The 13,442-nt window shown below is 65.6% G+C and carries 12 protein-coding genes; 4 read left to right on the top strand and 8 right to left on the bottom strand.

Features of this window, described 5'->3' with window-relative positions:
• Window positions 1-45 precede the first annotated feature (45 nt).
• Window positions 46-2,589, bottom strand: coding sequence for a DEAD/DEAH box helicase (locus QQS52_RS07495; protein ID WP_472773270.1), 2,544 nt, complete (start codon window positions 2,587-2,589; stop codon window positions 46-48).
• 54 nt (window positions 2,590-2,643) lie between these two features.
• A complete protein-coding gene (locus QQS52_RS07500; RefSeq protein WP_472773271.1) occupies window positions 2,644-3,678 on the bottom strand; it encodes a PAC2 family protein in 1,035 nt (344 codons plus the stop codon).
• Window positions 3,679-3,897: 219 nt separating this feature from the next.
• Here QQS52_RS07500 and QQS52_RS07505 point away from each other — a divergent pair, with 219 nt between their 5' ends.
• A complete protein-coding gene (locus tag QQS52_RS07505) occupies window positions 3,898-4,989 on the top strand; it encodes a DUF4192 domain-containing protein (RefSeq protein ID WP_472773272.1) in 1,092 nt (363 codons plus the stop codon).
• Between the two features lie 15 nt (window positions 4,990-5,004).
• Here the strand turns inward: QQS52_RS07505 and galE are convergent, their stop codons facing one another.
• From galE to QQS52_RS07535, 6 genes are all read right to left on the bottom strand, one after another.
• Complete coding sequence (galE, locus tag QQS52_RS07510; protein ID WP_472773273.1) at window positions 5,005-5,991, bottom strand: UDP-glucose 4-epimerase GalE; 987 nt, start codon at window positions 5,989-5,991, stop codon at window positions 5,005-5,007.
• A gap of 5 nt (window positions 5,992-5,996) precedes the next feature.
• Window positions 5,997-6,677 carry a metal-dependent transcriptional regulator gene (locus QQS52_RS07515; protein ID WP_472773274.1) on the bottom strand — a complete coding sequence of 227 codons (681 nt, stop codon included), beginning with the start codon at window positions 6,675-6,677 and terminating at the stop codon, window positions 5,997-5,999.
• Window positions 6,678-6,909: 232 nt separating this feature from the next.
• Complete coding sequence (locus tag QQS52_RS07520) at window positions 6,910-7,911, bottom strand: sigma-70 family RNA polymerase sigma factor (RefSeq protein WP_070768439.1); 1,002 nt, start codon at window positions 7,909-7,911, stop codon at window positions 6,910-6,912.
• An 89-nt stretch (window positions 7,912-8,000) separates the two neighbouring features.
• Window positions 8,001-8,453 carry a D-aminoacyl-tRNA deacylase gene (gene dtd, locus QQS52_RS07525; protein ID WP_472773275.1) on the bottom strand — a complete coding sequence of 151 codons (453 nt, stop codon included), beginning with the start codon at window positions 8,451-8,453 and terminating at the stop codon, window positions 8,001-8,003.
• 74 nt (window positions 8,454-8,527) lie between these two features.
• Window positions 8,528-10,078, bottom strand: coding sequence for a DUF7782 domain-containing protein (locus QQS52_RS07530; RefSeq protein WP_472773276.1), 1,551 nt, complete (start codon window positions 10,076-10,078; stop codon window positions 8,528-8,530).
• Between the two features lie 21 nt (window positions 10,079-10,099).
• Entirely contained in the window at window positions 10,100-10,540 is a 441-nt protein-coding gene (locus QQS52_RS07535; protein WP_472773277.1) for a DUF3099 domain-containing protein, read from the bottom strand.
• Window positions 10,541-10,601: 61 nt separating this feature from the next.
• Between QQS52_RS07535 and QQS52_RS07540 the strand changes: the two genes are divergently transcribed.
• The 3 genes from QQS52_RS07540 (at window position 10,602) to QQS52_RS07550 (ending at window position 13,308) form a co-directional block, all read left to right on the top strand.
• Window positions 10,602-10,844 carry a DUF3039 domain-containing protein gene (locus QQS52_RS07540; protein WP_070768436.1) on the top strand — a complete coding sequence of 81 codons (243 nt, stop codon included), beginning with the start codon at window positions 10,602-10,604 and terminating at the stop codon, window positions 10,842-10,844.
• Window positions 10,844-12,607: a DEAD/DEAH box helicase gene (locus QQS52_RS07545; protein WP_472773289.1), complete on the top strand. Its 1,764-nt coding sequence runs from the start codon at window positions 10,844-10,846 to the stop codon at window positions 12,605-12,607. Before QQS52_RS07540 ends, QQS52_RS07545 begins: the two co-directional genes overlap by 1 nt.
• An 80-nt stretch (window positions 12,608-12,687) precedes the next feature.
• Window positions 12,688-13,308, top strand: coding sequence for a hypothetical protein (locus QQS52_RS07550; protein ID WP_472773278.1), 621 nt, complete (start codon window positions 12,688-12,690; stop codon window positions 13,306-13,308).
• Window positions 13,309-13,442: the final 134 nt, after the last annotated feature.

The following is a 13,442-nucleotide window of genomic DNA, read 5'->3' on the forward strand; positions in this document are numbered from 1 at the left end:
AAGAGCCCGGGCGGGTGTTTTCGGGCCTTGTGGGGAGCAGGCGCTTTAGTAGTCCACGCTTAGGCTGGACAGGCGGACCTCGCCGGCCTCGTCGGAGGCGTCCAGGTCGACGGTGCCGACCAGCGCGTAGGCGTTGTCGCCGTCCGGGTCCTTGATAATCTGGCGCACGTTCCACGTGCGCGGGAGGGTTTCTGCCAGGCGGAAGTACTCCGGGCCGCGGGCGGCGGGGCCGGAGTCGATGTCGGCGTATTCGTCGAAGTAATCGTCCAGCGCCGCGCCGAAATCGGGGACCTCGTCCAGATAGTCGAGGAGCTCGGCTAGGCGGTCCTCCTTCTCGAAGGCGAAGAGCTGGACTAGGCGGAAGAAGTAGTTGCGCACCATGATGGTAAACGCGCGTTTGTTGGACGTCAGCGCGGTCGGGTCCTCCACGCCGAAGGCCAGCTCCCGGTCGACCGTGGCTTGGTCGACTGGGGAGTCCTCGCCGGCCATCTGCGCCCACTCGTCGACCAGGGAGCTGTCGACCTGGCGGATGAGCTCGCCCAACCATTCCAGGATGTCGGCGAGCTGCTCGGTCATGTACTCCTGCGGCACGGACTGTTTGAGCGTGCGCCAGCAGTCTGTCAGGTAGCGCAAGATTACGCCCTCGGAGCGGGCCAGCCCGTAGGTGGCGACCAGGTCGGAGAACGTCATGGCCTTCTCGATCATCTCGCGCAAAACCGACTTGGGTGCGATGTCGAATTCCAGGGCCCACGGGTTGCCCTCGCAGAAAGACTCGAAGGCATGGTCCAGCAGCTCCTCGAGGGGCTTGGGCCAGGTGATCTCCTCGACGATGGCCATGCGCTCGGTATAGTCCACGCCCTCGGCCTTCAGCGCCGCGATCTCCTCGCCCCGGCGGGCCTTCTGTTGGGCCTGGAGCACCTGCCGGGGATCGTCCAGGATGGTCTCGAAACAGGAGATGATGTCCAGGGTGAAGGTCTCGGACTCGGGATCCAGCAGCGTCAGCGCCGCCAGCGCGAAGGGGGAGAGCGGCTGGTTCAGCGCGAAGTCCCGGGGCAGCTCGCGCACCAGGTGGTAGGGCCGGCCGTAGATGTCCAGGCCTTTGGTGGACTTTTGGACCACGCCGGCGTTGAGCAAGCCCTTGAACAGGTCCAGCGTGGTTAGGATGTGCTGGTTCTGCTGGGCGCGGGTGTCGTGATTGGTCCGCAGGAGGTGCTTGAGGTGCTCGTAGCCGTTGCCGTGGCGGGCCAGGACGTTGAGCAGCATGGAGTTCGACATGCGGAACTGCGAGGTCAGTTGCTCCGGCTCGGCGTGGGTCAGCCGCTCGAAGGTTTTTTCAGACCAGGAGACCTCGCCGTCGCGCGGGGCCTTTTTGCGAAGCTTCTTCAGCCGCTTCGGATCGTCGCCCACGCGGCGGCGGGCCTTGGCGTTTTCGATCTCGTGCTCGGGTGCTTCGACCACCACGGTTCCCTCGGTGTCGTAACCGGCGCGGCCGGCGCGCCCGGCGATCTGGTGGAACTCGCGGGATTTCAAGATGCGCTGGCGCGTGCCGTCGAATTTCGCCAGGCCCGTCATCAACACCGTGCGGATGGGCACGTTGATGCCCACGCCCAGGGTGTCGGTGCCGCAGATAACCTTCAGCAGGCCGCGCTGGGCGAGACGTTCCACCAGGCGGCGGTACTTGGGCAGCATGCCGGCGTGGTGGATGCCAATCCCCTTGCGCAGCAGCCGCGACAAGTCCTTGCCGAAGGTGGTGGTGAACCTAAAACTACCAATCTCGCCGGCGATGGCCTCCTTTTCCTCCGGTGTAATCATCGCCTTGAGGGAGGTCAGAGCCTGCGCGCGCTCGGCGGCCTCACGCTGGGAGAAGTGCACCACGTAGATGGGCGCCTTGCCGACGCTTAGCAGCTCCTCGATGGTGTCGTGGGCGGCCAGGAAGGTGTAGCTGAAATCCAGCGGGACCGGGCGCTCCGAGCCCGCCACGAGGTTCGTGGTGCGGCCAGTGCGCTCGGTGAGATCCTTTTCCAACCAGGTGGTGTCACCCAGGGTGGCGGACATCAGGAGGAACTGGGCTCGGTCCAGCTCCAGGAGCGGGACCTGCCAGGCCCAGCCGCGCTGCGGGTCCGAGTAGTAGTGGAACTCGTCCATGACCACCTGGTCGATTTTCGCGTCGTGGCCGTCGCGTAGTGCGATATTAGCCACGATTTCCGCGGTGGCGGCGATGATGGGGGCGTTGCCGTTAACGGTCGCGTCGCCGGTCATCATGCCGACGTTTTCCGCGCCGAAGATTTCGCACAGCGCGAAGAATTTTTCGCTGACCAGGGCCTTGATCGGCGCGGTGTAGAAGCTGCGCTGCCCGCGGGCCAGGGCGATGAAGTGCGCGGCGTTGGCCACCATGGACTTGCCGGAGCCCGTCGGCGTCGCCAGGATGACGTTGTCCCCGGCGAGGATGCCTAACGATGCCTCCTCCTGGGCCGGGTAGAGCGAAATCCCGCGCGCGGTGGTCCACGCGGTAAACGTGTCCCAGATGGCGGTGTCGACGAGCGACTCCGGTACTTCGGCGAGGTCGGGCAGCATTTGCGTTAAAGTCACGCCTACCACTCTAGGTCATCGCCGCAACCGCCGTCACCGCCGGGCGCGGCCCGTCTAGCTCTCCTCGCCGCGATCCTCCGGCCCCGCCCCGGAGTCCAGATCCTGGTCGTCGCGGCCGTGGTTCATGTTGCGCTCAATGGCGCGGCGGACCTCCGGGTCCTGGTCATCGAGGTAGGCCAGGAAGCGCTCGAATTCCTCGCTGATTTCCTCGCCGGTGGGCATGTTCTGCTCGCCCGGCAGGACGGCCTGCGGGTGCTCGTCGCGGTAGTGCTCGAGGAAGGAGTCGTACTGCTCTTCGAGCTGGCGAACGACCTGGTTGACCTCCTCGGAGTCCTCGACCTGCTCGGCCAGCTGCTGGTTGACGCGCTCGACGTCGTGTTCCAGGCTGCCGAGCGGCAAGTCCAGGCCCGCGGCCGTGGCCACGGACTCCAGCAGCTGGAGCGTGGCGTGCGGGTACGGCGAAGAGGCCAGGTAGTGCGGCACGTGCACAGTAAAGCCGGCGACCTTGCGACCGCGGTCGGCCAGCTCCTTTTCCAGGTAGAGCTGTGCCGAGCCCGGGACCATCATGGTGGAATCCAGCTTGAACATCCGCTGCTTGAGCCGGCGTGAGTTGCCGTGGGCGGTAATCACCAGCGGGCGGGTGTGGGGCACCGGCATTGGGGCAGCGTAGAGGCAGATGGTGTCCGTGACGTTGAACTTGTCTGCCAGGTCCGCCACCGCGTTGGTAAAGCCTTCCCAGCGCAGGTCGGGCTCGGGGCCGGACAGCAGGAGGAAGGGATTTTCGCGGTTGTCGCGCACCACGCGCATGCTGAGGTCGAGCTGCTCGATCTCCATTGGGCTGTCGGCGTCGATGGTCACCGCGGGGCGCCGCGAGCGGTAGTCAATGAGTTCGTCGTTGTTGAACGCAGCCACGGGGCGCGATTCGAGCGCGGCGAGTAGGTGCGCGGCGCTGGCGTCGACCGCCTGGCCGGCGTCCGCGTAGCCGCTCATGGCTACTACGAGGGTGGGGCCGTTGCCGTCGTCGTTCGCGGGGTCGACTACTGGGGCAGGATACTCCAGTTCGTACATGCGGCGATTTTCATCAGGCATGTCTTTTCCTCCTTCTTTTACCTGCAACAACGATTAGCCGGCCGGGTTTATTCCTTAAGCTTTTCGGGAACGCATTGGCGCTATTGTAGACCATCCGCAAGCGCCGCGGCCTGTGGATAACGTGCCGATATATTACGTGGAATATAAAAACGGCGGGTTATCCACAGGCGCGAAGCGCTAGCGCTCGACCTCGGGTGGAATCCCGCCGATGATGACAGCATGACTACTTCACAAGAACGCATGTACACACCCGCCGAAATCCTTGCCGATATCCCCGGAAACCTTGGTTTCTACCCGACCGAATCCCTCGTCATCGTCAGCTTCCAGCCCGCCCACGACGGCACCGAAAGCTTCGTCCCCGGCCCACTGTTGCGCATAAGCATCGACGACGTCGAAGAAGGCTGGGAGGAAGGACTAGCCCTGTTGGACAACTACCCCGACCACATCTTCCTGGCATTTATCATCAGCACCCGCCCGGAGCGCCACCTGGCAGAACTCATCAACTTCCTCGACGATCCAGACCAGTGCTGCGTCGACCTGGAGGGGCTGTGGATGGTGCCGGAAATCCAGGTCGGCCAACCCTACGAGGAGCTTTTTGTTAACCCGGCGCTGCACCAAGGCCCCGGCGGCGACGCGTGGCTCTACGGCCGCGTCGCGCCGATTACGGAGTCCCACAGCATGCGCGCGTGCATCGCCGAGGGCGAACTGCCTGCGCTCGACCGGCAGGAATGCTTCGAGCCCTTCCAGCGCCGCAACCGCCTGGGGGAGCAGGAAGAACTCGCCGCGCTCGGCCGGCTGGCCATCGCCTGCGCTAACGATGCCTGCTGCGGCCGGCACACCTACGGCTACGACCTCGTGGCCATGGACAACGACGTTCCGGAGGTCTTAAGCGACATCGACGTCCCCGCCGACTGCCTCGCGGACGACGAGTTGCTGTTTACTGGCGCGGTGTGGATGGGCAGCACCAAGTCCCGCGACGTCGCCTTGCGCGGCTGCCTGGACAACCCCGCGGCTGCGGCAATCTTGATGCTGGCGCTGGCCCAGACCTTTAGCGGGACTATCCGCGCCAACGCGCTGGCCGTTTACTCGGTCTGCACCATCCAGATGGGCGTCTACTACAAGGCCAGCACGGCGCTGATAGTCGGCCGCAAGGAATTCCCCGAGCACACCTTCCTGCGGTTGCTGCTCGGCGCTTTCCGCTGCGGGCTGAGCGAACACCTCATCGACAGCGTGCGCCAGGGCTCGGAGAAGGCCCGGCTGGCAGCCGTCTACGGGGGCTGCGGCTGCGCCTCCGAGCCGCGGGCGGCCTAGCCGGTGGGTTTTTGCCTATTGGCGGCGGGCCGAGTGCGCCTTGTCGCCGAGCTGGCGAGTGAACTCCCACGCGTCCGAGACGATGGTATCCAAGTCCGTGCGCGTCGGGTTCCAACCCAGCTCGCTTTTGATCTTCTCGGAGGAAGCGATAAGCACCGCCGGGTCTCCCGCGCGCCGCGGGGCGTCCTCGGCGGGGATGGGGTGGCCGGTGACCTTGCGGCAGGCGGCAATGACCTCCTTGACCGAGTAGCCGTCGCCCGAGCCCAAGTTGTAAATTCGGTGGGTGCCTGGCTGGTTGCTCTCCAGCGCCAGCACGTGGGCGTCGGCCAGGTCGCGGATATGGATATAGTCGCGGACCGCGGTGCCGTCCTTGGTGTCCCAGTCGTTGCCGAAGATGAAGATCTTGTCGCGGTGTCCCAGGGCCACCTGCAAGATGATGGGGATGAGGTGGGTTTCCACCTCGCGGTTTTCCCCGATGGAGCCGTAGGCGCCGGCCACGTTGAAATAGCGCAGCGAGGTCGCCGCCAGGCCGAAGGCCTTCGCGTACGATGTGATCATGTAGTCGATGGACAGCTTGGTCGCCCCGTACGGGTTCGTCGGCGCGGTCGGCGCGTCCTCGGTGATCGGCACCTGCGCCGGCTCGCCGTAGGTGGCTGCCGTGGAGGAGAAGACGAGGTTGTTGACGTCGTTAGCCCGTATGGCATCTAGCAGGGCCAGGGCAGTGCCGACGTTGTCGTGCCAGTATTCGTTCGGGACCTCGACGGACTCTCCCACCAGGGAACGCGCGGCGAAGTGCAGCACGCCGTCGAAGCCGCCCTCGGACAGCACCGACTGGGCCAGCTCGTCCACGCGGCCCTCGACCAGGCGCGCCTGCGCCGGGACGGCCTCGCGGTTGCCCGTGGAAAAATCATCGATGATCGTTACGTCGTGGCCGCGCTCGATTAGAACGGCGGCGCAGACGCTGCCAACATAACCGGCGCCGCCGGTGACCAGAAGCTTCATAAGGCTTAAGACTCCTCGATCCGCACGGCGTGGGCCAGGTCGGTGAGCAGCTCGACGCCCTGCCCGGACTTGGTGGTCAGGGTGATAGCTCGGCCGTTGTTGAGCGCGGTGACTTCGGCGCCGACGACGATCCCGGCGTCGTGCAGCTCCCGGAAGTGCTGGTGGTCGACCTGCAGGATCTCATTGATCTGGCTGACCACGCCGGTGACCTCCTTGCCCTCCGGAAGGTCAATGGCGCGCGTGCCCTGGGACTGCTCCGGCACGTTGGTGCCCAGCTGCGCCAGGCCCGGGATCGGGTTGCCGAAGGGGGAGCGCGCCGGATCATCCAGCACGGCGACGACGCGGCGCTCCACATCCTCACTCATGACGTGCTCCCAGCGGCAGGCCTCGTCGTGGACCTGGTGGATGTCCAGGCCCAGTACGTCGGTCAGCAGCCGCTCGGCCAGGCGGTGCTTGCGCATCACGGCGGTCGCCAGCTCGCGCCCGCTCGGGGTCAGATCCAGGCTCCGGTCGGTGCGCACGTGCAAAAGGCCGTCGCGTTCCATGCGGGCCACGGTCTGCGAGACCGTCGGGCCGGACTGCTCGAGCCGCTCCGCGATGCGGGCACGCAGCGGGGTAATGCCCTCTTCCTCGAGCTCGTAAATGGTTCGCAGATACATTTCGGTGGTATCGACTAGGTCCCTCACGTGGGCTGGCACCTTTCTGATTCCGGGGAGTGGATGATCGCTGACAGCGCAGGATTGCTAAACCTAAGCTGCGGCAAAACTAATACACCATAGTCTAGCGCATATCGCCGCGGTCCCGTTGTCGCAGTAAAGGCTATAAACGCAATTCGGCACTGGCTTAAGCGAATGGATAATGACGAAACCGCCGGCCTGAAAGTTCAGGTCCGGCGGCGGGGAGGCGGTGGATAAAAATCTACTGGGCGTACTCGCGCAGACGGTCAGCGCGCTGGCCGTCGCGGAGCTTGGCCATGACCTCGCGCTCGATCTGGCGCACGCGCTCACGCGACAGGCCGAACTGGCGGCCGATCTGGTCCAGGGTGCGCGGCACGCCGTCGTCCAGGCCGTAGCGCAGGCGGATGACGTCCTGCTCGCGCTGCTCCAGGGAGCCGATCACCGAGCGGATATCGGAGTGGCGCAGGGAGGCGACGACGGCCGTTTCGGCATCGGTAGCCTCGGCGTCCTCGATGAAATCACCCAACGGGGCCTCCTCGTCCGCGCCGACCGGCATGTCCAGCGAGACCGGGTCGCGGGACTGTCGCAGGAGCATTTCAATCTTGTCCTCATCGATGCCGGATTCCTCCGACAGCTCCTCGTTCGTGGCCTCGCGGCCCAGCGACTGGTACATCTCACGCTTGATGCGGGAGAGCTTGTTGACCTGCTCGACCAGGTGGACGGGCAGGCGGATGGTGCGCGACTGGTCGGCCATGCCGCGGGTAATGGCCTGGCGGATCCACCAAGTGGCGTAGGTGGAGAACTTAAAGCCCTTGGCGTAGTCAAACTTCTCCATCGCGCGGATAAGGCCCAGGTTGCCCTCCTGGATAAGATCCAGCAGCGGCATGCCGCGGCCGGTGTAGCGCTTCGCCAGGGAAACCACCAGGCGCAGGTTCGCCTCCAGTAGGTGGGAGCGGGCCTTCTTGCCTTCCTTTACGAGAATCTTCAAGTCGCGCTTCTCGGCGCGTGTGAGCTTTTCCGCGTTGTTGAGTTTGTATTCGGCGTACAGGCCGATTTCGATTTCCTGTGCCAGCTCGACTTCGTCCTCGGCGGACAAAAGAGCGGTCTTGCCGATGCCGTTGAGGTACACCCGCACTAGGTCGGCCGAAGGGTTGTCATTAGTATGTCCGCGGCGCGAACCGTGATCTACTTCTTGCTCCGTGGCGTCTTGCTTAGATGAATCCTGGTCGTGGGAAGTGGTCATCTAGGGCCTCCTAAAGTATCGCCGGTTACAAACTACTCAACGGCTCGTGGTGCGGATTAGTTCCCCCACCAACTTTTGGGGGTGGCGAACTAGGTCTCTACCAGCAAAGTAAAGGGTCCTTGGTTGACTGAGCTGACTTCCATCATGGCGCCGAAGCGGCCCTCGGCCACGGCGATGCCGCGGGAGCGTAGCTGGCGAACCAGCTCGACAATGGCCGGCTCGGCCATCTCCGCCGGCGCCGCCGTCGACCAAGAGGGTCGCCGCCCGCGCGCCGTGGCGCCGTACAGGGTGAACTGGCTGACCACTAGGACGGACGCGCCGGTATCCGTCACGGATTTTTCCCCGTCGAGCATCCGCAGCTCGGCGATCTTCCGGGCCATCTTCTCCACGGCAGCTGCCATCGTGGACTCGTCCTCGCAGTCCTCCCGCGAGACCCCCACCAGCGCCAGCACCCCGCCGGTCTCCGGGCAGTCGATGCTGCCTACCGTCTCACCCGCCACGGTCACGCTCGCCCGCGATACCCGTGTCAACACTGCCTTCATTTCTTTTTCGTGCCTTTCTTCTCGTTGCCTGCTCGGCTGCGTGCTTCCTGCGCCGGGGCTATTTGCCCCGGTGCTCAGTCCAGGAACTCTGCCGGCAGCACCAGCCCGTGCCGGATTAGGTCCACGATGGCCGGTACGGCCGAGCGCACCAGCTCCTCCTCGTCCAGCCCGTGGGCGGCGGCGTACAAGGCGATGGTCTCACCCAGGTTGAGCCCATTCGGACGCAGCCCGGCTACCACCGCGGCTAGTCCGTCGTCGACCTCGTGCGACCAGCGCGGGCCCTCCGTGCGGGTCAGGCGCTTGACCGCCGGCTCGAAGCCCTGATGGCTTTCGGCATCCGCGACGGAGATGTCCTCCAAGGCCACACCGGGGCGCAGCCCGAAGTACTTGGTCTCAATTTCCCCGGGTACTAGTTCGCGGAGCCAGGCCACGCGGGCGAAGTATTCCTCCACTTCCGGGCCCAGCGGATCGCTAAAGGACTGGGGTAGCGACTCCGCTAGGACCTCGGTGGGGGCATCGTCAGCAATGCGCTGCAGCGCCACGAAGCCGAAGCCGATGCCGGTAACGTCGTGGACGTACAGGTATTCCAACCAGACTTTGCTGCGCTTGCGGCCGGCGCGGGTGCGCACGTCGACGGACTCGTCGCGCAGCCACGTGGACACGTACAGCGCCGGGTCCGCCACGTCGCGCTCGATGACCCACGCGGCCACCCCGTGCGACGGCAGCCAGCTGGCCACGCGCTGCGCCCAGTTCTCGTCGGTGCGGTGAACCCACGCCGCCAGCAGGTGCGCGGTACCGCCCGGGTTCAGGTAGTCCGCCACCTCCGAGATCACCTTCTCGGAGGCCCCGTCCAGCTCCATCCCGGAGTCGCGGTAGACGTGGCCCACCTCCGGCAGGCCCACCACGAACGGCGGGTTGGCCACCACGCGGTCGAAACGCCGGCCCGCCACCGGCGCGAACCAGGAACCTTCCACAAGCTCCACCCGGTCTCCGGCACCGGCCGCGGCCACCGTCGCGTGCGCCAGTGTCAAGGCGCGCTCGCTCACATCGGTCGCGGTGACCGACTCCGCGCAACCCAGCTGGCCGAGCACCTGCACGCCCGAACCCGTGCCCAGGTCCAGCACCGTGCCGACTGGTGAGAGGGGAGTGGACTGCAGCAGCGACAGGCTGGCCGCGCCCACACCCACCACGTGCTGGGAGCCGGGCACGTGGTCGACCAGGGAGGCATCGACGTCAGAAAAGACCACGCGCTCCCGGCCGGCGATGATCTGCGGCCGAATCTCCAGCGCACAGTAGACCGTTCCGTGATCGTCCGCGCGCATGATGCCGGTATCCACCAGCTGCGTGGCCAGCCGCGCGCCCACGGCCTGGGCCAGGGCGGTGGCGGGGACGGCATCGTGCAGCAAAAAGATGCGGACAAGCCACGCCATCTGGCTGTTGTCCCGGCAGCGCAGCGCCACCGGGGCGTACTCGCCACGGTGCAGGGCCTCGGTGACCTCCGGGCCCAAGTAGCCGGCAATACCGGCCACGTCGAAACCGGCGGAGGTAAAGACATCGGCGAGCTCACCCGCCAGCGCGGAGAGATCGTCCGGAAGCGGCAGACAAAAGCGTTCAGTGGCGGGCATAGCAGGCAGGCTCCTTGCTTCTTAAGGGTTCTTCTGGTCGTCGTGGTCGATGGTGTCCGGCTGCTCGAGTTGCGCGCGCTGCTGGCCGGACACCTGCTCACGCTGCTGGGCGGCCATCTGCCGAGCCAGCGCCGGCTTGTAGACGTTGCGCTCGCGCTTGTCCTTCGGCTGGCCGCGCCCGTTGGCGATGACCACCGCCGCCCACGGCAGCGGCAACGTGAGCCCGGAGACAATCCCCGCCGTGATCCACGCCTGATGCGCGTAGACTAGGTAGATGGAGATAAACAGGGCGGGGATACGGATAAACTGCAGGATGGCGTAGACCACCTCGCGATGGTGGCGATCCTGGCCGGGGCCGACCTTGGCATCCGTAATCAGAGACACCGAGGCGCGCCGGAAGAGGCGGCGGGAGCCCTTAACAGGGGGTTCGCCGTCCGGATTGTCAACGGTGTACGGTTCCATGCCTCCCTAGGGTAGCTGGGGACTCGCATTAATCCACACTCTTGCGGCAAAATGGGGTGCTGTGAGTACGACGACGAAAACAATCGAAAGGCCAGACGTCCGGGAGGATACGTCCACCCCGAATGACGACACCCCGAAATTCTTCCACTACGTAAAGAAGGACCAGATTCTCGACTCCGCGGTCAACGGCAAGATGGTTGTCGCGCTGTGTGGGGAGACCTTCCCGGTGACCAAGCAAGCCAAGCCCGGTTCGCCGGTCTGCCCCGACTGCGAGCGGATTTTTAAGGGTCTGCGGCGCAAGTGATTCCGGGCAAGAACAAAGGCAAACTCCGCCAATGGCAGCAGGAGGCGCTGGAGAAGTTCTTGCGCACCAAGCCCCAGGACTTCATGGCCGTGGCGACGCCGGGCGCCGGTAAGACCACCTTCGCCCTCCGCGTGGCCACCGAGCTGCTCGAAGACCGGACCGTCGAACGCGTCATCGTGGTGGTGCCCACCGAGCACCTGAAGATCCAGTGGTCGTTCGCCGCCGCCCGCGTCGGCATGTCCCTGGACGCGCACTTCACCAACTCCTCGGCGGTCAACACCGCCTACGACGGGATCGTGGTCACCTACGCCCAGGTCGGCATGCACCCGTTCAAGCACCGGGCGGTCGCCTCCGCGCGGCGCACACTGGTCATCCTGGACGAGATCCACCACGCCGGCGACGCCAAGAGCTGGGGCGACGGCGTGCGCGAGGCCTACGACGACGTCAACCACCGTCTGGCGCTGACCGGTACGCCCTTCCGCTCCGACGATTCCCCGATCCCCTTCGTGCGCTACGAACAGGACGGGGAGGGCCACCTGGTTTCCCGCTCCGACCACGCCTACAACTACGGCGACGCGCTGGCCGATGGCGTCGTGCGCCCCGTGGTCTTTCTGGCGTATTCCGGTGAGGCCCGCTGGCGCGATTCCGCGGGCGAGGAGTACGCCGCGCGCCTAGGCGACATCCTCAACCCCGAGCAGACCGCGCGTGCCTGGCGCACGGCCCTGGACCCGAAGGGGGACTGGATCCCCGCGGTGCTGCAGGCCGCGCACACGCGCCTGATGCAGATGCGCCGCAGCATGCCCGATGCCGGCGGCCTCGTGCTAGCCACCGACTCGACGACGGCCCGTGCCTATGCAAAGATCCTCAAAGGCATTTCGAACACCCCGGTCTCGGTCATCCTGTCCGACGATCCGGGTTCGTCCGAGCGGATCGATGAGTTCTCAGAGAGCAACGACGAGTGGATGGTCGCCGTCCGCATGGTCTCCGAGGGCGTCGACGTGCCCCGGCTGGCCGTGGGCGTGTACGCGACCTCGGCGTCGACGCCGCTGTTTTTCGCCCAGGCCATCGGCCGCTTCGTCCGCTCGCGCATGCCCGGCGAGACCGCTTCGGTCTTCCTGCCTTCGGTGCCCGTGCTGCTGGGGCTGGCCGAAAACATGGAAAAGTCCCGTGACCACGTCCTGGGCAAGCCGGACCGGCCCAAGGAGGGCTGGGACGACGAGCTGCTAGAGCAGGCCAACCGCAAGGAGTCCGAGCCGGACCTGGACAAGCCCTACGAGTCGCTCGGCGCCGACGCGGAGTTCTCCTCGCTCATCTACGACGGTTCCTCCTTCAACACCGCCGCCTTTACTGACGATGCGGAACAGGCCGATTTCCTCGGCATCCCCGGGTTGTTGGACGCGCAGCAGGTCAAGGACTTGCTGCGCAAGAAGCAGGAAGAAGAGATGGACGCCCGGGAGGCGCGGGAGAAGGCGCGCCGGGCTGAGGCCGCGGCGGAGGAGCATCGGCGGCAGATCTACGGCATGCCTAGCGCGCCGAAGCAGAAGCAGCAGCCGCAGGGCGGCGGGGACGAGGAGGTCGCCGTCGACGAAATCGCGCGGCTGCGCAAGGAACTTAACACCGTCGTCTCCATCACCGCCGGGCGCAAGGGGCGGCCGCACGGTGCCATCCACAACGAGGCGCGCAAGGCCTGTGGCGGGCCGCCGACCGCGCTGTGTAACGCCGAGCAGCTGCGCGAGCGCATCGAGTACCTGCGCGCGTGGTAGCGTTCGCGCTGCGAAGTAATCTACTTATTCGCTATTGTGGGGCGGGATAGTTAGTTATAGCACTAGGAAAGAGGGTAGAAATGACCACTCCCAACAACCCTTACGGGAACGACCAGAACAACGACTCGAACCAGGGCCTGCCGTCCTACGGTGATTCCCGCCCGGGTGCTAATGATGCCCAGGGGCAGCACGCCGGCGAGACCGGCGCCGGTTACGGCGGCACCGGCGAGGCGAACGCTGGCTTCGACGGCGGCGCCTATGGGGCCTCGCCAGAGGGCAACGCATACGCCGCGCCGGCCGCCGGCTACGGCGGCTCCCAGTACCAGGGAGGCTTCGAAAACGCGCCGAACTTCGAGAAGTCGAAGCTGGCGTTGGCCGTTCTCATCATCGGTATTGTTGCCTTGGTCGGCCTGCTTGTCGGCGGTTTAGGCGCTCTCCTGGGCGTCGTGGGCGTGGTGCTGGCCATCGTGGCCCTCGTGCGCAACGCCAAGAAGCCGAAGGAGGCCCGCCGCACCTGGATGTCGGTGGTGGGCCTTATCCTCTCGCTGATTTCGGTCGCCGTCGGCGTGCTCATGGTGCTCTTCATCGGCTGGTTCTTCAACGAGGCCAACTTCGAAGAGTGCCTGAGCCTTCAGGACGAGCAGGCGCAGCGCGAGTGTGTCGAGCGCCAGAGCGAGGAACTGGTCAACTCGAACAACTAGGCTCTCATTCCTCTTGGCCCCGCCTGGTGCGGGGCCATTTGTGCCTAATTGTGCCTAAGTGTGCCCAAATTATGCCAACCTGTGGCTACTTGGGCACGTTGCTCCATTTTTCGGCCTTTGGGCAGGTGGCGCCG

The sequence above is a fragment of the Corynebacterium sp. 1103A genome, from assembly GCF_055700955.1.